General features: G+C 67.3%; 18 protein-coding genes and 5 pseudogenes. 9 read left to right on the plus strand and 14 right to left on the minus strand.

Annotated features, from left to right (window positions below; all coding sequences use genetic code 11):
- Positions 1-1,056 precede the first annotated feature (1,056 nt).
- The 4 genes and pseudogenes from ACFYNP_RS37825 to ACFYNP_RS37840 all read right to left on the minus strand — a co-directional run.
- Positions 1,057-1,410, minus strand: a complete 354-nt coding sequence (locus ACFYNP_RS37825; RefSeq protein ID WP_388791966.1) for a hypothetical protein — start codon at positions 1,408-1,410, stop codon at positions 1,057-1,059.
- Positions 1,407-2,656: pseudogene (locus ACFYNP_RS37830) on the minus strand (IS256 family transposase). The gene ACFYNP_RS37825 and the pseudogene ACFYNP_RS37830 overlap by 4 nt, the downstream one beginning before the upstream one ends.
- 542 nt (positions 2,657-3,198) lie before the next feature.
- Positions 3,199-3,591, minus strand: coding sequence for a hypothetical protein (locus tag ACFYNP_RS37835; protein WP_388791968.1), 393 nt, complete (start codon positions 3,589-3,591; stop codon positions 3,199-3,201).
- A 638-nt stretch (positions 3,592-4,229) separates the two neighbouring features.
- Positions 4,230-4,454 (minus strand): annotated as a pseudogene (locus ACFYNP_RS37840) (hypothetical protein); the annotation flags it as partial.
- Between ACFYNP_RS37840 and ACFYNP_RS37845 the strand changes: the two are divergent.
- Positions 4,402-5,282 (plus strand): annotated as a pseudogene (locus ACFYNP_RS37845) (SigB/SigF/SigG family RNA polymerase sigma factor). The pseudogenes ACFYNP_RS37840 and ACFYNP_RS37845 overlap by 53 nt on opposite strands.
- Before the next feature lie 31 nt (positions 5,283-5,313).
- On the opposite strand, the pseudogene ACFYNP_RS37850 reads toward ACFYNP_RS37845, so the two are convergent.
- Positions 5,314-5,549, minus strand: a pseudogene (locus ACFYNP_RS37850) (hypothetical protein); the annotation flags it as partial.
- A 254-nt stretch (positions 5,550-5,803) separates the two neighbouring features.
- Here ACFYNP_RS37850 and ACFYNP_RS37855 point away from each other — a divergent pair.
- From ACFYNP_RS37855 to ACFYNP_RS37870, 4 genes are all read left to right on the plus strand, one after another.
- The gene (locus ACFYNP_RS37855) at positions 5,804-6,466 is read left to right on the plus strand and encodes a hypothetical protein (protein WP_388791970.1); all 663 of its coding nucleotides are present in this window, start codon (positions 5,804-5,806) and stop codon (positions 6,464-6,466) included.
- Positions 6,467-6,892: 426 nt separating this feature from the next.
- Positions 6,893-8,461 carry a hypothetical protein gene (locus tag ACFYNP_RS37860; protein ID WP_388791972.1) on the plus strand — a complete coding sequence of 523 codons (1,569 nt, stop codon included), beginning with the start codon at positions 6,893-6,895 and terminating at the stop codon, positions 8,459-8,461.
- A 54-nt stretch (positions 8,462-8,515) separates the two neighbouring features.
- A complete protein-coding gene (locus ACFYNP_RS37865; protein WP_388420684.1) occupies positions 8,516-8,968 on the plus strand; it encodes an iron chaperone in 453 nt (150 codons plus the stop codon).
- 50 nt (positions 8,969-9,018) lie between these two features.
- Positions 9,019-9,291, plus strand: a complete 273-nt coding sequence (locus ACFYNP_RS37870) for a hypothetical protein (RefSeq protein ID WP_388791974.1) — start codon at positions 9,019-9,021, stop codon at positions 9,289-9,291.
- Between the two features lie 195 nt (positions 9,292-9,486).
- Here ACFYNP_RS37870 and ACFYNP_RS37875 read toward each other — a convergent pair whose 3' ends face one another.
- Together ACFYNP_RS37875 and ACFYNP_RS37880 are read right to left on the minus strand one after the other, a co-directional pair.
- Positions 9,487-9,687, minus strand: coding sequence for a hypothetical protein (locus ACFYNP_RS37875; RefSeq protein WP_388791976.1), 201 nt, complete (start codon positions 9,685-9,687; stop codon positions 9,487-9,489).
- On the minus strand, positions 9,684-10,361 hold the full coding sequence (locus tag ACFYNP_RS37880; protein WP_388791978.1) for a hypothetical protein: 678 nt from the start codon (positions 10,359-10,361) through the stop codon (positions 9,684-9,686). The genes ACFYNP_RS37875 and ACFYNP_RS37880 overlap by 4 nt, the downstream gene beginning before the upstream one ends.
- A 71-nt stretch (positions 10,362-10,432) precedes the next feature.
- Here ACFYNP_RS37880 and ACFYNP_RS37885 point away from each other — a divergent pair.
- Positions 10,433-10,804: pseudogene (locus tag ACFYNP_RS37885) on the plus strand (hypothetical protein); the annotation flags it as partial.
- A 339-nt stretch (positions 10,805-11,143) separates the two neighbouring features.
- Here ACFYNP_RS37885 and ACFYNP_RS37890 read toward each other — a convergent pair.
- Entirely contained in the window at positions 11,144-14,593 is a 3,450-nt protein-coding gene (locus tag ACFYNP_RS37890) for a GDSL-type esterase/lipase family protein (RefSeq protein WP_388791980.1), read from the minus strand.
- Positions 14,594-15,143: 550 nt separating this feature from the next.
- Here ACFYNP_RS37890 and ACFYNP_RS37895 point away from each other — a divergent pair.
- The gene (locus tag ACFYNP_RS37895) at positions 15,144-15,425 is read left to right on the plus strand and encodes a hypothetical protein (protein WP_388791982.1); all 282 of its coding nucleotides are present in this window, start codon (positions 15,144-15,146) and stop codon (positions 15,423-15,425) included.
- Positions 15,426-15,612: 187 nt separating this feature from the next.
- Positions 15,613-17,151: an ISL3 family transposase gene (locus ACFYNP_RS37900; protein ID WP_388791984.1), complete on the plus strand. Its 1,539-nt coding sequence runs from the start codon at positions 15,613-15,615 to the stop codon at positions 17,149-17,151.
- A 56-nt stretch (positions 17,152-17,207) separates the two neighbouring features.
- On the opposite strand, the gene ACFYNP_RS37905 is transcribed toward ACFYNP_RS37900, so the two are convergent.
- The 5 genes from ACFYNP_RS37905 to ACFYNP_RS37925 all read right to left on the minus strand — a co-directional run bounded on the left by ACFYNP_RS37905 (position 17,208) and on the right by ACFYNP_RS37925 (position 21,969).
- Positions 17,208-17,732 carry a hypothetical protein gene (locus tag ACFYNP_RS37905; RefSeq protein ID WP_388791986.1) on the minus strand — a complete coding sequence of 175 codons (525 nt, stop codon included), beginning with the start codon at positions 17,730-17,732 and terminating at the stop codon, positions 17,208-17,210.
- A gap of 539 nt (positions 17,733-18,271) precedes the next feature.
- A complete protein-coding gene (locus tag ACFYNP_RS37910) occupies positions 18,272-18,535 on the minus strand; it encodes a hypothetical protein (protein WP_388791988.1) in 264 nt (87 codons plus the stop codon).
- Positions 18,536-18,584: 49 nt separating this feature from the next.
- On the minus strand, positions 18,585-18,974 hold the full coding sequence (locus tag ACFYNP_RS37915) for a lipocalin/fatty-acid binding family protein (RefSeq protein WP_388791990.1): 390 nt from the start codon (positions 18,972-18,974) through the stop codon (positions 18,585-18,587).
- Positions 18,975-19,747: 773 nt separating this feature from the next.
- Positions 19,748-20,800: a zinc-binding dehydrogenase gene (locus tag ACFYNP_RS37920; RefSeq protein ID WP_388791992.1), complete on the minus strand. Its 1,053-nt coding sequence runs from the start codon at positions 20,798-20,800 to the stop codon at positions 19,748-19,750.
- Entirely contained in the window at positions 20,797-21,969 is a 1,173-nt protein-coding gene (locus ACFYNP_RS37925; RefSeq protein ID WP_388791994.1) for a cysteine protease StiP family protein, read from the minus strand. The genes ACFYNP_RS37920 and ACFYNP_RS37925 overlap by 4 nt, the downstream gene beginning before the upstream one ends.
- Before the next feature lie 65 nt (positions 21,970-22,034).
- On the opposite strand from ACFYNP_RS37925, the gene ACFYNP_RS37930 reads away from it, so the two are divergent.
- Entirely contained in the window at positions 22,035-22,529 is a 495-nt protein-coding gene (locus ACFYNP_RS37930) for a gluconokinase (protein ID WP_388420447.1), read from the plus strand.
- Positions 22,530-23,019: 490 nt separating this feature from the next.
- On the opposite strand, the gene ACFYNP_RS37935 is transcribed toward ACFYNP_RS37930, so the two are convergent.
- A complete protein-coding gene (locus ACFYNP_RS37935) occupies positions 23,020-23,796 on the minus strand; it encodes an SDR family NAD(P)-dependent oxidoreductase (RefSeq protein ID WP_388791996.1) in 777 nt (258 codons plus the stop codon).
- Positions 23,797-23,855 lie beyond the last annotated feature (59 nt).

The following is a 23,855-nucleotide window of genomic DNA, read 5'->3' on the forward strand; positions in this document are numbered from 1 at the left end:
CCGCTACGAGAAACGCGCCCACATCTACCTCGGCACCGTCACCCTCGCAGCCCTCATCATCTGGCTCCGCACATGATCCGAGAAACAGTGCCTAGTGGCTGACCGACAACTGCCCCGGACGCCACCGATCAGGACACCGAGGACCGGCGTGGCATCGTGACGCATCACCGGCACTACGCCACCACCGCGCATCCCCCACGGCCAGTGGCTGGATGGCTGTCGCGACATTCCCCAGCTCCACCATGAACCGCGGGAGCATGGATTCCCCGGAAGTGTTCACTGCGTCCGACGTCCGACGCTGCTTCCGATCCTTCAGGCCACCTCGCCTGCCAGGACGGAAGCAACAGCCCGTGGCCCAACCCAATCCGAGGGCGACGCCGAAACCCCGACGTGTCCTTTGATGGATCCTGACGAACCCACAGCACCTCGCACCCGCGGACGCCGCGGAACTCAAAGAGATCCGCGCGCCCTGCCCTCACCTCGACGCTGCGGCCCGTCACGTCCACCACTTCCCGAGATGCTCCACCACCTCCGAGGAGACCAGCCTCCCGACCGGATGGAGACGTCCCGGCCGACGACCCACCAGCCATGCACTCCCCGGTCAACGGCATGCGACGCGACTTCGAGGCAGTCACCGCCGGACTCTCCACACCATGGAGCTCGGGCTAGGTCGAAGGCCACGTCACCCGCATCAAGCTCCTCAAACGTATGGGCTACGGCCGAGCCAACCTCGACCTCCTGCGTCAGCGCGCACCCCTGGGCCCGAAACCGTACGACACGACCCTCCCGAGTGAGATCGTCCGAGCCTTCCCTTCTATTCTGAACGCGTTCAGTCGAGTGTGGGGGATGTCGATGAGCACTTCAGTGAGACGACGGGCTGCTCCGGTCGCCGCGTTGGCGTGGGCCTGCGTTGCTTGCGCTGCAGGCGAAGACGCGACTCCCATTGACCAGTCCGCGCTTGCGGGCGAGTGGAGCAGCCCGGGTGGCGCACTTCTTCGCCTTCAGGCGGACCGCAGCATGACGAGGAATAGTCAAGACCTGTGGATCGGGCTGAGTTCAGCGGTATCGCGGGAGCCCGCCGGAGTCGGGAAGCTCGTCCTCTAAATCGCAGGCGGCAACAGCGTCGTAGCCGCAGCCCCAGGCCGCGGCGAGTAGGCGTGACACTGGCTTAACGAGGGAGGGGCCGTGTTCGTCAGCTTCGGCCTCGATCTTGAGTGGCCAGCCGATGAAGTCGCCAGCGAGTCCGGCGTCCGGATTCGGGCGGGTATCGAAGAGCATCTGGCCTGCTCGGACGGTGTAGCGGTCGTCGGCCTGGGCTCCGAGGGTGACCGCGACGAGCTCGGCCAGGAGCTGCCGACCGGTGCCGCGGACAAAGATCTGGCAGCTGCCGTAGTCCTTTGCGGTGCTCACGCGGCCTCCTCCTGGCGCTCGACCAACGCGCCGTTCTCGAACCGGGCTCCGGCGCGGACCAAGGGTACGAGGTGGGCTCCGGGGATCGCTCGCCAGCGTTCCTGGGCGGACTCGACCAGCTTGAACACCATGGCCAGGGCCGCGGCCGGGCTGCCGGCGCCGCGGGTGACCTTGGTGCGGAGCCCGACCGTCGAGAACGTCGACTCGATGGGGTTCGTGGTCCGCAGATGGATCCAGTGCTCGGCGGGGAAGTCGTAGAACGCGAGCAGTTCTTCCCGGTCTTCGGTGATCTTCGCGACGGCCTTGGGAACTTGGCGCCGCAGGTCTTCGCGAACGCCTCGATCGCCTTCTCGGCGTAGCTGCGGTCCTCCGCGTTGTAGATCTCCTGCATCGCCTTCGTCGCCCCAGGCTGGGCGGACTTGGGCAGGCAGTTGGTGACGTTGCGGGTTTTGTGAACCCAGCACCTCTGCGGCCTGGCTGCCGGGAACACCTCGGAGAGGGCCCGCCATAGGCCCATGGCGCCGTCCCCGGCCACCAGCTCGCGGTCGCGCATGCCGCGTCGGCGGCAGTCGCGCAGCAGGGCGGCCCATGACTCGGTGGATTCCCGCAGGCCCTCGGCGAACGCGATGAGTTCCTTGGTGCCGCCCAGGCGGACACCGAGCAGGACCAGGACGCAGGAGTGAGCCTGGCCGAGGCAGACCTGGGGATGCACGCCGTCGGCCCAGACGTAGACGAAGGCGCGGTCGGTGAGGTCCCGGGTCTGGAAGGCGGCGTGGTCCTCGCTCCACTGCTTGGTCAGCCGGGTGACGGTGGCCGGCGACAGGCCTGCAGCGCCGCCGAGGAACTGCTCCAGAGCGGGGACGAAGTCACCGGACGACAGGCCGTGCAGGTAGAGCAGTGGCAGGACCTCGGAGATTTTCGGGGACTTGCGGCACCACGGCGCGAGGATCTTTGAGGAGAACCGCTCGCGCTCGCCGGTGGTGTCGTCGACGCGTCGGTCGTGGACCCGCGGGGCCCTGACCTCGACCGGTCCGGCGGCGGTGACTACGGTGCGGGGCTGGTGGTGGCCGTTGCGGACCACTAGGCGGTGCCCGCGCTCGTCGGTCTCGGCAGCCAACTCGGCTATGTATTGGTTGACTTCCGCCTCCAGCGCGGCGGCCAGCATGCGCCGTGCGCCTTCGCGGACAATCTCGTCGATCAGGCATCCGGACTGGGTGGAGCCGTCGTCGGTGACTACGCTGAGCACGGGGCGTGCCTTCCCCACCCGCACTGCGAACGCCGGCCTACTCGGTGACCATCACTGGATCATTCGGGAAGGTACGTCCTCCGCGTGCCCTCCCGGAACCGATCCACAGGTTCTGAGCATTGCTCAGCACGACGGGGGAACGTCTGAACAGCGCGATGTTCGGAGGGACATCATGCCCGGACGCTGCGACCGGACGCTGGAGCCTCTTCAGCTCGCCGGACGACGCGGGTTCCTCCTTCGCGGACGACGCCCTCACCAGCGGCGACACGGTCTCGTTGAGCCTCGTTGAGCATCGATTCGCCGGAGGACTCCCGCCTCTTGTCGGCTCTGGTCCGACGTGACGAGCAAGGACTCAATCTCTGCCTGGTAGAAGATCCTGATTCTGACTGCACCGCCGACGAACTTCTCCGCCAGTCGGTACGGGAAGACCGGACTACGAAGTGACTCGCACTCCCAACTGTCGAAGAGGCATCACAAGATCCCCGACAGAGCCAAAAACTTGAACGTCGACAAGCCGGGCGCTGTGACGTTTCGGTATCTGTCTACTGATGAGGCATGGAAAGCCAGACACCCACTATCAGGGCGAGAACAACCGAGGTGGTCAGCTGCAGCTGGAACCCGCGGGTCAGTGCCGGTTCTTCTCCGCCTTTTGCCGTGTCGCGCGCGATACGCCTCGCCTCATTTCGGTGCCCGAGCGATCCCACGGGGAAAGAGAGCAGCCCGACGCTGTAAATCGGAAGGATTACTTCAACATTCCAGTTGTATATCAGCGCCGCGCAGACGAGGGCACCTCCCGAGAGCACTGGGGCGGCCGCCATTTTGATTCTGTATTTGAGATCGGGCAGGAGTGTCAAGTAGAACGTCAGGAAGACTGCTACTGATGCCACAGTGAATATCCACCACATTGACGTCGGGACATGGGGGGCTTGAAGCATTCCTGAGATCCTATCCGAATGATGTGACGGGACTCTTTCATCGGGATCCCGCCTTTTACTGCCGCCTGCTAGCCGCACAGGGAAGTTATTGGCGATATGATGTCGTTCATGCCGCCAACCACTTTCCCTACGGCTCCTCCTACCTGAAATCCTGCGAGGCCGCCGACCCCTCCGAGGATACCTGCCAGGGCGAGGCCGCCAACCGATGCGGCAAATTCATTACCGGTCCACCCGTATTCCTCTGCTGTCACTCTCGCAGCGAAGGCGCCCGCTGCCCATGATAAGACTCCGAGGACTGGTGTCAGCGCCTGGCCGCCCGGTACCAAGGCCCTGATGACTGCAAAAGCTCCGACGCCGGCACTGATCCTGTTGGACTATCCATTCTTTGAGGCTGTTATCGGCGGGCTTTGGGGGGAGCCACCGTGTCGCTGGCTTCGGTGTCTGCCGGATTTCTTCCCTGTGCGGCACTGTGCTGGCCCGTTCCGCTGCCTGTTTGGCGGCCGCTTCCTGTCCTTGGCAGTGTTTCCCGGTGGCGACGGGGTGAACTTCGCGGCCGGCGGCGTTGGCGGCGAGCGACTACGCGTGCTGGCAGCCGACCGCTCAGAGGAGCACTCCGTTTGTTCATACCGGAGGAAGGTTCAGTGCGGGAACGCCCTCGGCGGACGCTGACGGGGCAGCGTGGTGCGGAACTCCTCGATCACGGAACTCACCTGCCGCATCCGGTAGGTCCGTTCCAGCAGGCCGAGGTAGAGATTACGGCGGGCCAGTCCAGGCAGGTCCACACAGAAATACAGCGCCATCAGCGGGTTGATGAACAACTCGCTGTCCTTGGTCCTTTCCGTGAACCGAACGGTGGCGGCGTCCGTGGACCTTCCGTGGGTGCAGGACACGGACAAGGTCGCCCCGCGGGACGCGCGTGCGCTGTCGAAGGTGTTCTTCGACCGGCTCCGGACTCTGGAGGAGGGCACGCCGGAGTATCAGTACGCGCGGAACACGCTGATCGAGATAAACATGACGCTGGTCCGCTTCGCGGCGAGCCGGTTCCGCAACAGCGGCAGCGGCGAGATGGACGACATGATCCAGATCGGCATGATCGGTATGATCAAGGCGATCGACCGCTTTGACCTGTCCCGCGAGGTCGAGTTCACCTCTTTCACGGTGCCCTACATCGTCGGCGAGATCAAGCGGTTCTTCCGTGACACCACCTGGGCCGTCCACGTCCCGCGCCGCCTGCAGGAACTGCGCACCGAGATCGCCAAGGCGAAGGAACACCTCGCCCTCCAGCTCGACCGCAACCCGACGGTGAAGGAACTGGCCGCCCACCTCAAGCTGGACGAGGACGACGTCATCGACGGGATCGTCGCCTCCAACGGCTACACCGCCGGCTCCCTCGACATGTCCGCCGACACGGAAGACAGCAGCCAGTCCGCCAGCGCCAAGGCCCGCACGCTGGCCGACTTCATTGGCGAGGAAGACCCCGGCATGGAAAGGGTCGAAAACCTGCACGCCCTGGCGCCGTTCATGGAACAGCTCGACGGACGCGAACGCCGCATCGTGAACCTGCGTTTCGGACTGGAGCTGACCCAGGCCCAGATCGGCGCTGAACTCGGCGTCTCCCAGATGCAGGTCTCACGCCTCCGCACCCGGTCCTCACCAAGCTCCGCACCGGCATGCTCCCCGAAACAGCCTGACCGGCAGGAACCCATATCCCTGTGGGTGTGGTCAGGGAGTGAGGTCCAGGACCCGGACCGGGTGCCCCTGCCCCTGCTGGGGGCGGTGGTGGCGATGATGGCGCCGTCGGGCCGGTCGGGGGTCGACTGGGCTGCGTACTGGGCATGGGCTGCTGCCCACGTGTTCTCGCGCGCGACGGCCAAGGCGGCCAACAGGTCGAGGTCCAGGACGGTGACGCCGGGCATCGCGACAAGATGCTCGGCCGTCCCGGGGCGGGCCCGGTCGGACCAGCGCACACACCGGGGCAGCGCGGCAAGAACCTGGCCGGCCGGAACCCCGAAGAGGCAGGGGATGCCCGCACTGGCAGATGGTCCCGTGCCGCTGGCCGGAGCAGCGGCACTGCCGCAGCGGAATCGAGCATTTGAGTGGTCATGAAGCGCAGGGCCGTGACGACGCGGGGGCGGTGACGTTGAGGAAGCGGACCCGGTCATATCCGATCCGATCCGGCCACTCATCCGTCTCATTCATCTGGAGTTCCGACATGAAGACGTCTACCCTGCGTTCGGCCGCCCTCTTCATGGGCTCTGTGGCGGTCCTTGCGGCGATGGCACCGACGGTCGCCGCCCAGGAGCCGGCAGGCCCTCTCCTGCCGCTGTCGAGCGTTCTTCCGCCCCTCCAACTGAAGGCGGGCGACCCCTACTACTTCTGCCTGACCGATGCCACCGAGAAGACACTCACCCAGGCACACATCACCTTCGACGCGGTCACGCCGAACACAGTGGTCACTTACAAGAGCCACACGTGCATGCGCGGCACCCTCAAGAGCGGACAGATCAACACCGACCTGACCGGCCTCGCAGGCGAGGGCACCGGCGGCTTCGCATTCCAGCGCGACGGCAAGCGCGCCGAATTCACCACCCCGCGCGTCGCACTGCACGTGGACATGACCGGGACCTGGACCGCCGAACACCAGGGCCGGCGCGTCGACATGTTCTCCTCCACCCGCGAAGGAGCCAAGCTCTCCCTGACCAGGGTGAGCGCCGAGAATCTGCCGATGACGCTGACTCCGGCCGGCGAGCAGGCCTTGTCCGCAGCCTTCGGCACCAGCCCCGTACCGGCCGGACAGCCCTTCTTCGAAGGCAACGCCAGCTTCGACGTCCTGAACTCCGTCACTGGTCTGCTCAACCCCAACCCCAACCCGTAATCCGGAACGCGGCCGGTGCCCGCCGCGGAACACCCCGCCTCGCCCTTCCCTGCCAGATGCTTCCAGCCCCGGGCGGTGATCCCCGTCCACTGCCCGACCTCGGCGGAAGCGAGGCTGATCCGACAACAACTGATCGTCCCAGGGGACATCACCATCTTCCCTTGTCCTCAGACGATTTGGCCCGATCACGCATCACAGGCGCTGGCCGCGCGGACGGCGGGTGAGTCTTTCGGCATGCAGAACGGTCTCGGTGGCTGCGACCGGCAGGCGAGGACGGCATCGGGCGTCCGGGAATTCTTCGACAGTTGCCGCACACCAGCGAGTCTTCGGTCTCCGGCCATGTGGCCCCATACGGTGGCCTCACCGTCGTGCCAGTCGTCGTAGGGCACGGGCGGGGCAGTGGGGGACATGGTGCAGGAGGGCTGGATGGTGCAGGTCTCGCCGGGCGAGCTGGATGACCGGGTGCTGGGGCGTACGTGGACGGTGCGCCTGGACGCCACCGGCCGGGGTAGTACGGCGGTGCGTCTCTCGTGCAGCCGCCCCGCATGCGTCCCGGAGCGTCTACCGTCCGCGGCGGCCGGCCGCACGGCGGCGGTGGCCCATCTCAAGACGCATCTCAAGGCGATTGCCGGCCCGCGGGCTCAGGCGTTCTGCCGCTGCAAGGCCGAGCACTGCCACCTCCACACTGCTCGCTTCGAGGAGCGGCCGGAGCGCGGCGTGCCGTGGCGCTGTGGCGGGCCGGTGGTCCTGGCCGTCGTCACCGACCGGGAGGGACGCTGGTGGCGGGCGATGGAATGCTGCTCACGCTGTGCGGCCGCCACACCCGGAGCCACGACCGTCGCCGCCGCCCCACCCTCACCACGGGCCGCGAACACGGTCGCCGACGTCGCCCTGCCCGTTGCCGCGCCCGCGGGCGGTCCGCAGTTCTCCGACCGCTCCTCCTCTGGTGATCCGCAAACGGTGCCCGCGGCCCGTTCCGCCCGCCGGCGCCCCCGGCCGCCACGGGACGGGCGGATCGCGGGGCATGTCGTCCCGTACCGTCTGCGGCCCCTCGAACTGCGCGAGGAACTGACCGAACTGGGCGACCTGTTCCGCAGCTATCAGCAGCGCACCGAACCCGACCTGGCCCTCCTCGCCGGTCTGCACGCACGCAAAGCGGCCGCGTTCACGACGTGGGCCGAGGTCACTGGCGACACGCGCCTGCGCCGGGAGGCCCGGCGCGCCGAGCAGGCCGCCCAGACCGCCCTTCTCCAACACCAGCAGCGCACCAGCAGGCCCGTCGACGGCACTGACGGTCCGCCGGCTGTGGCCCGGGTGCTGACCGGCCCCGCGCTGTGGGAACACGCCCGCTCCGTCCTGAACCACTGCGCCACCTCCGCTCCGCTGTCAGGGCCGGAGGCCCGGCTGTTGGTGGTGATGCTAACCCTGCGCACCGCCCACACCGGTACCGGCAACCTGGTCGGACAGGATCTCACCACACTCGGTCTTACCGATCCCACGGGCCTGGTGGAGCAACTGGCCGGCAGCGGCTGGCTGTCGCTCCCGGGGAGCGCCGATGATCTGCTCGCGTCCCGCCCGGAAGACCCCACACCGCTCACCATCCCCACCCTCTTCCCCAGCGTCGACCGCCCGGGCCCCTTCACGTTCGGCAAGAAGACCCGCCCAAAACTCAGCGGATGGGCACAGAAGATCGTCGCGGACAAGAAACTCCGCAAACCCAAAGCCACGGCCGGCGCCCGGTTGCTCGCCCTGGTCCTGGCCACCCACACCGGCCCCGACGGACACGTCGGATCCGAAGGCCAAGGCATCAGCAGGGAACGTCTTGCTTCCCTGAGCGCTGCCGACGACATCGAACTGCCCGGCCTGCTGGATCAGTTGACCGCGTCGGACTGGCTCACGGACTATGCCCTCCATGGCACCCGCCTCACCGGACGTCTCAGTGAACGCGTCCTGCCCCTCACCTGCCCCCTTCCTGCAGAGGCGGCCCCGGTCTGACCTGTGCCGCCGCAGCAATGGTTCTGCTGTCGGTGGATGACGAGAATGGGACATATGGACGCTGTGCAGGAGTACATCGACGGGATCGCATCCGAGCACCGCCCTCTCTTCGAGCGGGTGAATGGGCTGGTCCTGGAAGCTTTCCCCGAGGCGAGTCCGGTGCTGTCGTACGGGATGCCGACCTACCGAGTCGCAGAACGGAAGCTGTATATCGGCGCTTGGCAGCACGGCGTCTCGATCTATGGATGGAGCCAAGACCGCGATGACGGATTCGCCTCCCGCCACCCCACTCTCGTCAGCGGAAGGGGAACCATCCGGCTGCGGCCGCAGGACGCGGCGGGCATCCCCGATGACGAGCTGCGCGGGCTCATTCGCGCCGCGCTGGAGCCTGAACGAACCCGCCGCCGAGCCGGACCCAGCCCTGTCCCAAGGGAGTCGGCCCTGAGAGTCGACGATATGCCACCCGAGCGGGGGACAGACAAGAGCGCCGTCCCGGGGGGACACTGACTCCGCGCGAAGCGGGCACCTCAAGCGCCGCGTACTCGAACTGGCCCCCGATGCCCATCGCCGACTGCACCAGCGAAGTCACGCTGTTGATCCCCCGCCGTACCTACGCGCCGATGATCGGGCGGCTTCTGCACGGCCGTACCGCCGACACACTCGCCGAAGCCGTAGGCCGGCTCCCGCACATGGCAGCCACCATCGTCCCCCTCGACGTGGCCACTGCAGTCAAAGAGCTCCAACACAGCGACCACCACGCCATCGACGGCGAACCAGCAGACCCAAAGCCGCCTCACACCGCCCCCGCCGCCTTATCCAGCCTGGAATGATCGCTTCGGCGCTCGCACCGACCTGGGTTAGCTGTTTCCTCGGTTACACGGTTCGGGCGATCGTGACGAGGACGCTGACCGGCGCGGATGTGCCGCACCGAGCCAGGAGGGCGGTGACGGCGGAACGGACGTGTTCGCGTACCTGCTGGGCGACGTCGATAACACGACGGTCGTCATGTACAACGCAGCGGACTTCTACGTGCCAGCCGCCTTCTTGTGCTCGGTACGGATCCTGGCTTCGGGTGGGAGCCGGGCGGCTCCCAGCGACTGTTGTGCGCGGGAGGCTGCGGCGGCCAGACGGTCGGCGAGCCCGGGCTGGAGTGCGGCCACGCCGGGAACGCCGAGTGCCGCCCTGGCTGCCGCCTGGTGGATGTCCTGGTCTCCGGCGAAGGTCATCGCTGTCCATTTCCCTCGGTCAGCCCGGTGCGGGGCGCAACGTAGGGGTGGTCGAGCACAGTGTCGATGCGCAGGTCGACACCGGTGACAGCCAGGCCCAATGTGTGGTCTGCGGCCTTGAGAACAGCTTGGCGTACCTGAGCGGCGCAGCCGGGCAGCGGTTGGTCGAGGGCTGCGGCAAGGGTCATGGTGATGTGGACGGCAGTGCCGTTGCCGGTGCGGGTGAAGCGGCAGCTGGCAGCGCGGGCGCCGGGCACGGTGTCGGCGGCCTTGCGCAGGACTGCAGCGTTCTCGGCAATTTGCAGGTCCAGGGCAGGGTCGTTGAGGGGCAGCATCGCGCCAAGCCTCACCTCGTCCCGGACCACGTTGATCACCCGGTCGGCCAGGCGGTCTCCGCTTGGCCGCTCTAAGGCGCGCAGAGCGCGGGTGACCTCATCCAGGGCCGCCAGTCCTTCGACGGCCTGTCGACAGTAGGGGCAGAAGGGGGTGTGTGGATCTGCGGTGCCAGCCGTGTCGCGTGCCTGCTCCCAGGCGTGGCTGAGGGGGCGTCCGCGGGGCAGCAGCTCGTCGCCGGCGAGCAGTTCGGCTTCAGGGAACAGGCCTGCGGCCGCTTGGCCGGCGCTGTCGGACGGCGGCTCGCAGCCGGGGCCGGGGTGCGGGTCGTCTAGCGCCATGGGCTCATCGCCTCCTGCAGAGCGTGTTGTGCGCGGAAGAGTCTGCCGCGCACCGTCTGTTCGCTGAATCCGCAGGGCTCCGCGTCAGCAAGCACCTGATGTCGGCTCTGGAGAAGCCGCGCATGAGCAGGAGACAGCCCAGCAAAAGGGGGCGGCGCGGAGGAACAGAACGGACAGGACGAACGCCTACGGATCCAGCGCAGACGCAGGCTCCTCCTGAAGGAAGCCCTGCTCGGCAGGTCCCGGGGCGGCCTCATCAGCAAGATCACCTCGCCGCGGACCGCAGATGCCGTCCCCTCGCATTCGTCTTGACCGCCGGACAGGCCGCGGACAGCCCGCAGTTCATCACCGTGCTCAAGAAGGTGCGGGTCCGCCTGCCGGTCGGCCCTCCCCGCACCAGGCCCGGCGCAGTCGCCGGCGACAAGGCCTGCACCTCACGCGGAGGGCCTTGCCGTTCCGCTGACTGTTGAGCGACGTTCTGCATGAGCAGGACAAGCGGCTTCGTCAAGATGATGCGTGCCATACGTCCTCGGAGCGGACCTCGGACTCTGGCGCATCTGCCTGAACCGTGATGCCAGCGGGACGCGCAGAGTCCGTGTCAGTAGATGCTGCTGACTATGGTCAGCGTTCCTCCGGTCCACTCGATCGACTCTACCGACGGCGGAGTAACGGTCGCCTGACACCGGGCAATTCACCGAGGCACCGACCCGTAGCGCCGTTGGCTACCCACCCGCGCGGGATGGGTAGCCAATGGGCCGCCTAACAGCCGCTGACGCCGACCGTCATCCAGCCGAGGTCCGCTGAGCGGCTGCGGCTCGGCTCAGCTTCATCAGGGACTCCTTGGCCGGCTCCGGGGCCTTGCGTCTGTTACCGGAGGGTGGCGGGGTTCCTCCTCCGGTGGAAGGGGGCGGGAGGGGAACACGGACGCAGCTGGATTTCCCGGACTCCAACGTCCCGTTGGTCGCGGTGATGCAGAACTCGAAGTTCCAGTTGCCCGGGAAGAGGAGGGCGATCTGGTGGTCGGGGGTGTCGGTGACATAGGGATCGGGTGTGGGTGAACCGCTCGGGTCGTTCACGTTGCGCACCCACACTCGGTATCCGGCTGCCTCCGGGGATCCCTTCCATCGCAGCTGGACGGTGGTGGCGTCGAGGGACTTGACGGTGACGTCCGTCGGAACGGGAGGTGTGCCGGCGCCGATGGTCACGGACCGGCCGGTGCCCGGCGTGCCGCCGCCGGCCTTGTTCCAGGTCGCTACCGCGACGAGGTAGTGGTGGCCGGGGGCGAGTCCGTCGATGTGGATGGATGTGCCCTTGGCGCCCGTGCTGTTGATGTACGCCCCGGGAACGTCCCTGTCCCAGGTGATGATCTGGTAGCGGTCGATGCTGTCGGTGTACGGGCCCTTCGCCGCCTCCCAGGACACGTCCACGCCCGTCGCGGTCGCGCGGGTGACGATGTTCCCGGGCGCGGCGGCGGTTTCGGGGTGTGAGGTCGCGCTGGTCGTCATCCATGACGACGCGCCGTCCGTGTAGTTGTAGGTGCGGACCTCGTATTCCCAGGTCCAGCCGTCCTGGGTCCAGGTGGTGTCGTACCGGTTGGACGGCACCACCACCTCACTCCATTCGGTGGTGCCCGCGAGCCGGTAGCGGACGGTGTATCCACGGGCGCCGAACACCGGGTTCCAGGACACCTTGATACCGCTGGGGACGGCTTCCGCCTTGAGTCCCGATACCGGGGAGATGGGGCGTTCGGGGAACGCGGGGATGTGGTCCGGGGTGGACTGCCCGATGCCGAAATCCCTGTTGAGGGTGCGGGCGTAGGCGTAGGCGATCTGGTACTCGCCCGAGAGGCTGGGGTGCAGACCGTCGTAGCCGGTGGGGCATGCTTCGGGTTTGCAGCTGTAGGAGCCCTCCCAGTCGACGAGCTTCACCGGGGAGGCCGAGGTGCTCCAGGTCGGGATGGCGTCCTTCAGCAGGGCGTTGTACTGGTTGGTCTTGTCCACCAGGTCCTGGCGGCCGTTGATGAACAGGCGCTGGGGGACGTTGCCCACGGCCATCTTGACGTCAGGTTTCGCCCCCCGGGCGCGGTCGACCAGGGTCTTCATACTGGACAGCGTGCCGTTGGCATCGCTGACGAACCAGCCCATGTCGTTGAAGCCGATTCCGAAGAGGATCAGGTCGGGCTTGTACTGCGCGACCATCGGCCCGATCAGGTCCTTGTCCTGTGCGGCCTGGCGGCCCCACACGGCGAAGTGGTCGCTGTCGAAGCCGGGCGCTATGTCCTGGTGGTAGGCGCCGGAGACCGGTGGGTTAGCCACCGACGGAGGCTCGGGCGGTTCGTTCTGGAGCCGGGGCGGCGCGGGCGGGCCGGTCGGGTCGGGCTGCTTGGTGCCCCGGTAGGGGCCGACGAAGTCGACCGGTACGTGCTGGTCCTTGAACCACTGCCACAGCCGGTAGCGCCAGGTCCAGTCGCCCTCCATTCCCTCGGTCATGGAGTCACCCACCACCATCACCTTCAGCGGCGGGTTCGAAGTCGGGTCCCCCTCACCGGAGGATCCGGTGTCGTCGATGCCGCTGTCGTCGACCACCAGATCGGCGGGGTTCACCACGACCTCGCTGGGCGCGACGATGGCTCCCGATGCCGCCAGAGTGCTCAGCTGACGCACGTAGGCGTCGGCTATGGCCTGGTAGCCCTTGTCGTTGGGCACGCCGTCGGGACCCTGCGTGGTGTCCACGAAACTGGTGTCTCGGGGAAAGGCGATGGGAACCTGCTGGACGTGCTCGCCCGCGCTGATCGCGTTGGTGATGACGGCGCTCGACCGCGCGAGATAGGAGGAGTCACCGGAGTACATCTTGTCGCGGACTGCAGCCGTTTTGGACGGCGCCGGATCGCCGACCAGCACCATGGTTTTGGGCAGGATGTAGTGGATCTGGTTGATCAACAACCGCAGACGGTCCGCTTCCTGAGCACCCGTCAGTTTGTCGTCATTCGCGAGATCGTTGGCGATGTCGAGCTGGACCAGCACGACGTTGGGTTTGTAGATGGGCAGGTCGACCACGAGATGCTGGCGCAGCTGGTCGATGGTCTGGCCCGGGAACGCCTCTTCCTGGCTGTCCCCGTCCGAGATGTTCCCGTTGCTGACGGCGCCCACGTAGTCGAAGCCGGACGCGTCCGTGTCGGCCGCGGCGCTCGATCGCGCGGCGAACGAGTGATAGCCCGTGCACTTGCCGCGGGAACCGTAGGCCATGCAGAGACGCGTCTGATCGCGCCAGCCGCCGTTCCGGTAGGGATCCGCTATTCCGTTGGCTCCGTCCACGGCGAAGCCGCCGACCGGTTGCGAGGCCAACGGCGGCCGGCTCACCGGGGTGGGGATGGCGGTGACGTGCACGGGATCGTGGTCGGAGCTGCCCCGGTTGTGCACCACGCTCGCCATGAGACGGCCGGCGTGGGGAGTGGTTGTCACGGCGTAGTCGAGTTCCCGCCGGGAGCCGTCGGGGCTGCGGTGAGTGGGCTGTCCGCTGGCCACGACACTGACCAGAGCGCTCGGAGGGGCAGGGGCCCTTGGGTCGTCGGGGTCGTCGGGCTCGTTGGGCGACCTGGGAATGCTGCTGAACCCTGTTCGGCTCTGCAGGGTTTCGGGCCGGGTGTTGAAGTCCGAGCCCACGGTCCATTCGTAGCGCGTCCCCGGCGGCTGGGCATTGCGGACGGCGTTGCCTATCGCGGTCAGCATGCTGACCGCGTCGCCGCCGCTGCCGGACAGCGCATGGAAGCTGAAGTACCAGTCGTTGCCCAGACGGATGCCGATGGCGGGCCGGCCGGCGTTACTGCTGTGCTGACTGTTCACCACCATCGCCCCATCGACGGGAAGGTGCGACATCACGATGGTGTTCACCCGGCCGCCCGGCCTCGTGGGGTCGGGGTTGTTGGTCTGGAGGAAGACCATGTACCACTCGCTGGCCCGGTCACGATCGCTGCCCCAGTGGGCGTAGGTGACCAGCGGATCACCTTCGGTTCCTGGCGGGTTGGACAGCAGGACGGCCGAGTCGGGAACGCCTGCACCCACCTCTTGGAGCATGACGACGTTGGACGGGGCCTCATTGAGAAGTGACGGGAAGTAGTCCGTCCAGAGCATTTGGCCCTGATTGGTCGCGCCCTGCATGTTCCAGGTGAGGAAGGGAGTCTCGTCCGGTGAAAGCGCCTGGGCCGGGCCGGCGGCCACGACGGTGAACGGCACCACCAGGAGCGCGAAGAGCAGCGTCTGAACGGTGCTGAGGGCGAGGGACCTGATACGTCTGGGACCGCCGCCTTTCCGGGCGGGCCGTCTTGCTGTCGACCGTCTGCGAGTTCGGCCCGGCGGGAGGGAACCGGTATGCGTGGACATGGGCAGGATTTGCCTTCCATCTGACTTGATCACGTCAAATGCGAACGTATCCCACCACGGGCCAACTACCGTGCACAGGGACGGATTTCAGATGCTCAGCCCCGTCGGCTCATAGTGAACCGATGGGTCGAAAAGGCGCACGGCTCGGCGGCTCCCTTGAGGTGAGGAGCCGCGCGGCCTGGGGAGATGTCGGCGAAAGGACCTCGAGGTGTCCTGAGGAGGGTCGGACGGACAAGTCCGTCATGCCCGAATGCACCAGGCTTTGTCGGGGGCCCGTAACGGCGGCGCCTTGGACGCAACGGGTCGGCTCGGCGACTCATCTGCCCTGTCAGCAAAGCGCGTTGGGCGCTTTCACCACAGGGGAGGCGCCCCCTCAGGGCGATCCGCAGGAAGGAAGTAGTCCATGACCAGGACGAAGAAGACCGCCATACGCGCACGGAGCGGCCGTCTCGTTGCACTCGGCGCACTGGGGCTTGCCACCGTGACGCTGGCCGCGACACCGGCGTTCGCCAAAGGCAGTGTCGACATCTCCGCGCAGCGCACCGCGCACGTGGGCGAGACCTACCGGGTCACCGGCCACGGCATTGATGACGCCGCACCGTACCTCCGCGTCTGCCTCGAGGACCGCAGCAGCGCTGAAACCTGGGTTCTGGCACAGATCTTGGGGAGCCGTCGCGGAGCGTGACGTCGCTGTTCGATTGCGAGGGCTCAGCTCGTACGAGACGGCGTACGCCTTGTCGCCAGACGGCCGGCAGTGACGCCCCCTCAGGTCCATTCCGTTCGCTGCTGTGGTCAGCGGTGGACCGCGATGGTGCTGGTCATGCAGACCGACGCGCTCTTCTGGGACTTGCTGGTTCGAGGGGATCGACGAGGTGGAGGTCGAGGCGGTTACGGTCGCGTTCGGCACGGTCGAGGTGGTGGCGAGAGGTCGCGCGGTCGCGGTGCTATGCCCGGACTGCGGCCTCTTCTCGGATCGAGTCCACGATCGTTACCAGCGCAGGCTGAAGGACCTACCGCTCGCTGATCAGTGCTTTGTGATCCGACTGACGGTCAGGCGTTTCATCTGTGGGTCGGCGGGCTGCCCGCGCCAGACGTTCGCCGAGCCGTTCTCCCGGCTGGCCGCCCCGTACGCTCGGTTCACCACGCGGCTCAACCGTGCTCTGGAACGGGTGGGACTCGCCCTGGCGGGGCGGGCCGGAGCTCGGCTGGCGGCCCACCTCAGCTTCGGTGTGGGGCGGATGACCTTGTTACGCAGGGTCATGGCACTGCCCGATCCGCAGTTCAGTACTCCACGGGTGCTGGGCGTGGACGACTTCGCGATCCGTCGCGGCCAGACCTACTCCATGGTCTTGACCAGCGTCGAAGACCATCGCGTAGTCGATGTGCTCCCGACCCGCGAGGGTGGACCGCTGGCCGCCTGGCTGATCCGCCACCCGGGCGTGGAGATCATCTGCCGGGACCGGGCGGGTGCCTACGCCGAGGGCGCCCGCCGCGGCGCCCCTGATGCCCTGCAGGTCGCTGACCGCTTTCATCTGTGGCAGGGCCTCGGCCGGGCCGTAGAGACCTGCGTCGCCGCCCATCGAGACTGCCTGCGCAACCCGATGCCCAGCGGCACGCTGCCGCAGGACACCTCACCGGCTTCCGATCGGCCGCAGAACGGCGCGGAGCCGGTCGGCCGGCGAGCCGAGCGGAAGAAGGCCGCACATGCCCTTGTCCACGAGATGCTCACCGAGGGTCACTCACGTCGGGCGATCGCCCGGCACCTGGGCTGGGGCCTCAACACCGTGCTGCGATACGCGAACGCCTCACGTTGGCAGGACACCATCTGCGACAACCGGCCCCGGCCCAGCAGGCTGGACCCCTACAAGCCCTACCTGGAGCGGCGCTTCGCCGAGGGATGCACCAGCGTCACCCAACTCCACAGCGAGCTGGTCGCCGAGCAAGCTCCTGTCACCTACGGCATGGTGCGTGCACACATCGCCACCTTGCGCGCGGTTCCGGCCGAGGCACCGCCCCGGCCGCCGACGGTGCGGCAGGTGACCGGCTGGCTCACCCGGCACCCCACCGTACTGACCGAGGAGGACCGGGCCGGCCTGAAGGACGTCCTGGCCCGCTGCCCCGAACTGGACACGGCCGCCGGACACGTCCGCGACTTCGGCGAGATACTCACCGACCACCTCGGCTGCACACTCCCCACCTGGATCGACGCGGTCGACGCCAGCCAGCTGCCCGGCCTCAGCGGCTTTGCACTCCACCTGCTCCGAGACCTCGACGCCGTGACCGCCGGGCTCACTCTCGACTGGAGCTCCGGCAGCATCGAGGGCGCCGTCAACCGCATCAAGAAGATCAAGAGGCAGCTCTACGGCAGAGCAGGGTTCGAACTACTCCGCAAAATGATCCTGTTTCAGTGACTCTCCGCGACCGCGACCCCAGATGTTGCGCCAGAAACGCTTCCTGACCTCAATCGTCAGAAGCGCGGTCCGACAGTGGGATGTGAGACCAAGGCACGGGCCGCGACTTGCAGTTGTGCTTCCCATGCCGCCTCGTCGAGCCCCAGCGTGTACTCGATGCAGCACGCGCATGGCGGGAGTAGCGCCACGAATGCTTGCTCCTCAGCGGTCTCGACCTCCGCCTCCGCCCACTCGTCCGCTGCCAACTCGGCAAGATTCACCTCCCCGGCGGTGAATCGCGCGGCCAGTCTGCGCAGCGCGTATCGTCGGGCCAGGTGGTGATCGGGCAGCTTGATCCCCAATTCTTGAAGAGCCTGCTCGAATGTGTCACGGATGTCCTGCGGGTCCGCATGACGCGGCAGACCAGCGAGCTCGCACAGGGCTGGCGTGTCCATTCCAATTGCGAGTGCCTGGGCAGCGGTCATCGGCAGGTCTTCCTGACACACCTGATCCGCCTGATACAGCCACGCTGCCTCCAGCAGGGGCGGGTAAGCGCTGCGGACAGGGCTGTCAGGCTCGGATGTGTCGTCTATCGCTGCCATGATTCATACGATGCCAGCACGGCTCGCGAGGGTGCCCGGAAATTTCGACTGTCCCGGCAAACCGCCTTGCGGGCTGACCCAACCCGTGCTGCCCCGGTGACACTCGGCGACGGCTCCCCAAGATCTGTGCCAGAACCCGTAACTCGTGAACACAACCAGCCGGGTAAAGCTCCGCAAGCCGTTCCTCGCCGACGTGACGTTCGACCGTGCGGCAGCAGTGCAGGCCGCCGTGACCGCACATGGGACCCAGTGCCGACTCAACCGGTTCGAACTGGACATGGACGTCATGAGGGCTTCCCATGCAGCTCCAGGCAGCGCGCGGCCCTGGAAAGGGCCGGCCTTGAGCTCGCGGTCGTCGCCGTCCGGCTTCAGCTCCGAGGCGTGACTCTGTGGCAGCGTCGGTGTTGGGCAGGGCGACACGTAGGGGACTGCCCCCCATCAGATCGGGGAGGTTCGTGTTGCTCGACCCTGACGCCACGCCTGCCTGACATCAGGACCATCTCGACTCCCCCCGCGGGGCTCGGAACGTACTGCCCGGATCAGGCAGATCGCTTGGGCCGCTCGTCGACGGTCCGCTCACGCCCGCCTGTGCACTGCTCCCATAGCCGGATCGTCGCCGTGGAGGCGGGAGTGCCGTACAGGCCGATCCGTTCACGGAACTTGCGCTGCGCGACCTCCAGGCTCGACCAGGCCCCCTGGACGGCCGCCCCGTCCGGGGCGAACCGCAGGGTGACGCGGCACAGGAGATCTGTCTGGCCGATGGGGCGCGCCGTACGCCCCACATCTGACAGTCGCGACCGCATGCGGGACCCCCGGACGGATGCCCGTGCGGGGGTTGGTGTTCGCGTCGAGTCAGATGCGCTTGTAGCTGCGCCTGGAGACGGCGCCGTTTGCTTCGAAGGTGGCGTCGAGTCCGTCGTCACGGAAGGTCCGAGTGATGGTGAACGTCTGGCCGTCGAGCTTCTGGGTCTGGATCAGGGTGTTCCCGTCGCGGGTGACAGTGGTATTGCACTTACGTCCGTCTGTGGTCTCCTCGACGAACTCCTTGTCGAGGGTGAAGACCAGGCCGATCGTCTTGAGGGTGGTAGTCGTCTTCAGCTTGAAGTTGTCGCCGTCCTCCGTGAGTTCGACGGTCGGCTTGGAGGCAGCCTCAATCTTGCAGGTAGCCCGGCCCACGCCGGTCGCCTTCAGGTACTCCTCGTAGTTGTCACTGCTGGTCATCTCGTACGTGCCGCTGATCACGCAAGTCCCCCTCGATGAAGTGGTGCCACAACGCAGCGAGCCGACTGCTCACTGTGACTGCCATGATCGCACCGCTGCCTGAAGGGTTGCGCTGATTCCCAAAAACGCGGCTACGCACCGGACTTGCCAACTTGACCGCACAGTACGACTTTTCTAGATGGGTGACTCCACCCTCATCGACGGGCCTGGGCTACGGAGTAGACCTGATCGCCATGCTTGACAGCAGAAGGGCGATTTCATGACACCTGCCCCCAGTTTCCGGGCCAGTTGACACCGGTGGTCAGGTATCGCGGCAGGTCGCAGCATCAAGGCCGACCCGCCGCTGACGACGGGCGCGGTTGGTGTCAACCAGCCCGACTCGATGTCATCCATCGCGAAAAGTCACACACAGTCACACGGCTATGACATTGAGCGGTAGTTGGCGGGGACGTTGCTGGACAAGCCCGGGTCAAGGGCCCGCGTTAAAGCCTGGGGGCGAGGTCGTTGACGCGAAGTTGGCGAGTCGAGGCCCCGGAACGGGCGGCTCCAACGACAAGGCCAAAGGTGTGCAGTGCCACGCTGGTTGGAATCGGAAGTGCGCGGCGGCCTTCGCGTGTTGGAGTAGCGGGACTGCCGAGTTGGACCCGATCGGACAGGCTTGCTGGTACCAGCAGCGAGTAGTCACGCTCGTTGGCACTGTCCGTGGGTGTTCGACTCGGTCGGCCGTTCCCCGAGGTGCTCGGCGCGGGTCGGGGCCGCCCCGCGCCGGTCCTGCCGCAAGGGCGGTCTGGGCCTCAGCCGTTGGCCGGTTCGTTCAGCTGGGGAGTCTGGTCTATGAGGATCTTCCCTCGGGGGCCGTCGGCCGGGTCTGCCAGCAGCCGTAGCGCGCGTGTGTACTCCTCTATGCGAACCCGGTGGGTGATCGCGGGCAGTGGCTGGTAGATGCCGGTGTTGAGTAGGCGTACGGCCTGGGCCCAGGCGGCTGAGGTGTAGCTGAAGCTGCCGCGAATTCGCAGGTCGTTGTTGACGACGTCGTCGACGGGCAGGGCGGCGGTGCGGCCGTGGCCGGCGATGCCGAACAGCAACACCTGTCCCCCGCGGCCGGCCGATCGCAGGGCGTCCGCTACAGCAGTCGTACTTCCGGCGGCCTCGATGACGACGTCATAGGGTCCCGTCCCAGGCCAGTCAAGGGTGAAGTGGTCGACACCCATGGCCTTCGCGAGCCCGGCCTGTGCGGGACGTAGTCCAGCCATGGTGACCGCGCCAGGTGACCACAGCCGAACCAAGTGCGCGGCGAGGAGGGCGATGGTGCCATCGCCCACCACGAGCACGTTCGCGCCCGGGTCGATGGCGATCTCGCCCAGGCCTCGAAGAACTACTGCTCCGGGTTCGATCAGGGCGGCGGCGGTCAGGGGGACTTCGGGAGCGATCCGGTGAACCAGGTGCCAGGGTGCGGTGATCGCGGGGGAGGCGGCGCCTTGCAGGGTGAAGCCGAGTTGCTCGACGTCTTCGCACAGATTGGTCCTGCCGCTGCGGCACGGCGGGCATAGCCGGCACGGCCGGATCCCTTCGACGACCACCCCATCCCCGGGGGCCAGGTCCGGCACCCTTGCGCCGACTGCCAGTACGCGGCCGGACCATTCGTGTCCCAGGACCACGGGGTAGCGGACATAGGCCGGGTCGAGCTCCCCCTTGACGATCTCCAGGTCCGTTCCGCACAGCCCGACGAAATGCGGTGCGATCAGCACCTCCCCGTCACCGGGGGCCGTGGCTGACCGCTCCTGAAGTGCCACCTTGCCGGGGCCCAGGACAACCAGGGCCGGGCCGCGGACGGGCAGGCGGTTCATGCCGCGGCCTTGAGCAGGCCCACGCACGCGTAGGCGAGGCCGGGCACGACCTCGACCGGGACGCCGCGGGCTTGAGCGAGCAGGCGGACGTGCCGGTGTTCGGGGGCGTTCGGTTCACGGACCAGGACCCGCCAGGTCAGGCGTCGCAGCAGCACGCGGGTGGTCTCGCCGACACCGGGTTTGACGAAGTTGGGGTCGGTGATGCCGTACTGCGCGCAGAGCGTCGCGGCGGACTCTCGGCCGGACCAGGTGGGGGTGCGGTCGCTGTTCTGAAGGGCCGCGACGGCTGGGGGCACCTGGTCGGCTATGGCCGAGAAGGCGTCGCTGACGGTGTCCAGGAGTCGGTGGGAGGCGTCGTCGCGGGCCAGCTCGCGGTAGAACTTGGCGCCGTGGAAGCCGTCGGGTGGGGTCAGGGACGGGCTGTAGACGGTCCGTGAGATCAGGCCGGTGGCCGTGGAGTTCAGGCAGGCCGAGGGCAGGAGGAAGTCGTCGCGGGTGCCGTACGTCCGCACGCAGGACCCAGGATCGGCGAGCACGGCGAGGTCGTCGTTGAACGCGGCGCCGCCTGCGGCCCAGTAGCGGGCCAGTGACGTGCTCAGCTCCTCGGCGATGGCGCCCTTGCCGGTCCAGCCGTCGACGAACACCACGTCGGCCGGGTCGTGGTGGCGGGCGAGGTAATCAAGCGCGCCGGTGTCCACGCCCGGGCCGCGAACGAGCGAGACCGCGTAGTGCGGCAACACGTGACCACGCGCGCTGGCCGCCCACCGGCGCATCAGGATCCCGACCGGCGTACCGCCCCGGGCGATGGACACCAGGACGCTGTCCGCGCCGCGTTCGGCCAGGACCAGTTCCGTCAGCACCGCCACGGCAAGGGCAAAGCGCGCGCTGCCCTCCCGCAGTACGGTCTCGAACAGTTCCCGGTAGGCAGCGTCCGGCTGATACTCGGCAGGTAACCACGAGAAGAATTCGGCCTCTTCCACCGCGCCACGGGGTTCGAGGTCGAGGTGGGACAGGTCCTTGAGAAGCCACCCCACCTCCTCAGGCGCATACGTGCCAAAACCTGGCCCCCGCAGAGGTACAGGCACACCACCGGACCACGGATCCCGCCCTTGCGGCCCGCCCACGCCCGCCCCTGCCCGTGCCGCCCTGTTGAAGCCACCCCTTCGCATCCCATGATCATATAAAGCGGGTCTGCAACGGCGGGGCCAATTCCCAAGAAACCAAGAAGGGCACCATGGCGATCGTGCTGATGGGCGTCGGCGGAGCCGGCAAGACCACCCTGGGACAACAGCTCTCCGCTGCACTGGGTACCGGATTCATCGACGCCGACATCTTCCACAGCCCACGATCGGTGGAGAAGATGTCTCGCGGGATCCCGTTGGACGACAGCGACCGCGCACCATGGCTGCGCCGCGTGAACACCGAGATCCTGCGCTCCCCGGCGCGCACGGTCCTTGCCTGCTCCGCCCTCAAACGCGCCTACCGAGACATCCTGCGCACGGGAACGGGAACAGGCGTCTGGTTCGTACACCTGGACGTCGACGAGGCTGAGGTACGGCGGCGGTTGGCTGCCCGCAAGGGGCACTACTTCCCCGAAGCTCTCGCCGGATCCCAGTTCGCGGCCCTGGAACCGCTGCAACCGGATGAACGCGGAGTCACCCTCGACGCATCCCGCCCGCTGGACGAACTCCTCGCCGACACCCTGGCCGCCGCCCCAAGCGCCTGCTGACGGGCCGCAGTGCAACACCCCTACCCGCCCGCACGCCCGGCTGGCCCTACCGCCGTCGCGTGCTTTGGGGCCCGAGCCCTCAGGCGAAAGCGCCGAGGCTCGCCAACTAGAAATCACATCCGCCAACTACCAATCAAAGTGCGACTGTTCGAGATGGGTGACACCACCTTCATGGACGGGCCTGGGCTGCGGAGCAGATCTGATCGGGATGCTTGACAACAGTAGGTCGAGTTGTTGACATCCGCCCCCAGTTTCCGGGCCAGTTGACACCAGGGGTCGGGTATTACGGCAGGTCGCAGCATCAAGGCCGACCCGCCGACGACGACGGGCGCTGTTGATGTCAACCAGCCCGACTCGATGTCATCCATCGCGAAAAGTCGCACAAAGCCACACGGGACACGGGACAGCTGTCCCGTCCCATCGAGAATTACCGCTCGACAAGCCTCTGACCAGCGAGTGTCGCCGAGTCGGAAGCCCTGACGGTGCGTCGCTAGAGCGCGGTGAAACCGCCGTCAGCGGCGACCACGGCTCCCGTGACGAAGCTGGAGCGGGGCGAGACGAGGAAGCACAAGACTTCGGCGATCTCCTCGGGCTGCGCCACACGTCCCAGTGGCTGTGCGGCGGCGAAGGACGCCAGGTAGGCGCGGCTGTCGGGGCGGATCGTGTCGAGGAAGTCCGTCTCGATGACGCCCGCGGCCACGAGGTTGGCGCGGATGCCCAACGGGCCGCCCTCGACGGCTAGCACCTTGGTCAGTTGGGCCAGAGCACCCTTCGACGCACTGTAGGCGACGCCTTCGGGCAGGGCGACGGTGGAAGCGTACGAACCGGTGCTGACGATAGCGCCGCCGCCACGGCTCTTCATGACCTGGAACGCCTCGCGGGCGCAGAAGAAGGAGCCGCGGGCGTTGACGGCCATAACGGTGTCCCAATCCTCGGCCGTGGTTTCGGTGACGGGTTTGTTCTGGGTGCGGCCGGCATTATTCACGAGGATGTCCAGTCCGCCGAAGGCGTCCAGGGCCGTTGCCACCGCGCGATGGGCGGTCTCCTCCTGGGTGATGTCACCATTTGTCGCGACGACACCAGGAAATTCGCTCGCGAGGTTCGTGACGTCAGGGCGGAGGTCGAGGGCGACGACCCGCGCGCCGCGGGCGTGGAGGAGCGCCACGGTCGCCCGGCCCACCCCTCGCGCGGCTCCAGTGACGAGGGCGATCTGCCCAGCGAACTCGGTGGATTCGGACGTTGCGGCGGATGCGGTTGCGGGTGTCATGAAGCGGTCCCTGGAGAAGGTGAGGGTGAGTGCTGGCGCCAGTGCAGGGCACCTGAAGT

Origin of the sequence: Streptomyces sp. NPDC006691, from assembly GCF_042869955.1 — a bacterium.
GTDB lineage: Bacteria > Actinomycetota > Actinomycetes > Streptomycetales > Streptomycetaceae > Streptomyces.

What these genes read in the sequence shown, in the direction of transcription:
- ACFYNP_RS37835 (WP_388791968.1), bottom strand. Translation starts at nt 3,591, where the DNA reads ATGCTTCAAGCCCCCCATGTCCCGACGTCAATGTGGTGGATATTCACT.
- ACFYNP_RS37910 (WP_388791988.1), bottom strand. Translation starts at nt 18,535, where the DNA reads ATGCGGTCGCGACTGTCAGATGTGGGGCGTACGGCGCGCCCCATCGGC.
- ACFYNP_RS37925 (WP_388791994.1), bottom strand. Translation starts at nt 21,969, where the DNA reads ATGCGAAGGGGTGGCTTCAACAGGGCGGCACGGGCAGGGGCGGGCGTG.
- ACFYNP_RS37875 (WP_388791976.1), bottom strand. Translation starts at nt 9,687, where the DNA reads ATGACCTTCGCCGGAGACCAGGACATCCACCAGGCGGCAGCCAGGGCG.
- ACFYNP_RS37895 (WP_388791982.1), top strand. Translation starts at nt 15,144, where the DNA reads ATGACCAGGACGAAGAAGACCGCCATACGCGCACGGAGCGGCCGTCTC.
- ACFYNP_RS37935 (WP_388791996.1), bottom strand. Translation starts at nt 23,796, where the DNA reads ATGACACCCGCAACCGCATCCGCCGCAACGTCCGAATCCACCGAGTTC.
- ACFYNP_RS37920 (WP_388791992.1), bottom strand. Translation starts at nt 20,800, where the DNA reads ATGAACCGCCTGCCCGTCCGCGGCCCGGCCCTGGTTGTCCTGGGCCCC.
- ACFYNP_RS37855 (WP_388791970.1), top strand. Translation starts at nt 5,804, where the DNA reads ATGAAGACGTCTACCCTGCGTTCGGCCGCCCTCTTCATGGGCTCTGTG.
- ACFYNP_RS37865 (WP_388420684.1), top strand. Translation starts at nt 8,516, where the DNA reads ATGGACGCTGTGCAGGAGTACATCGACGGGATCGCATCCGAGCACCGC.
- ACFYNP_RS37870 (WP_388791974.1), top strand. Translation starts at nt 9,019, where the DNA reads ATGCCCATCGCCGACTGCACCAGCGAAGTCACGCTGTTGATCCCCCGC.
- ACFYNP_RS37930 (WP_388420447.1), top strand. Translation starts at nt 22,035, where the DNA reads ATGGCGATCGTGCTGATGGGCGTCGGCGGAGCCGGCAAGACCACCCTG.
- ACFYNP_RS37860 (WP_388791972.1), top strand. Translation starts at nt 6,893, where the DNA reads ATGGTGCAGGTCTCGCCGGGCGAGCTGGATGACCGGGTGCTGGGGCGT.
- ACFYNP_RS37905 (WP_388791986.1), bottom strand. Translation starts at nt 17,732, where the DNA reads ATGGCAGCGATAGACGACACATCCGAGCCTGACAGCCCTGTCCGCAGC.
- ACFYNP_RS37880 (WP_388791978.1), bottom strand. Translation starts at nt 10,361, where the DNA reads ATGGCGCTAGACGACCCGCACCCCGGCCCCGGCTGCGAGCCGCCGTCC.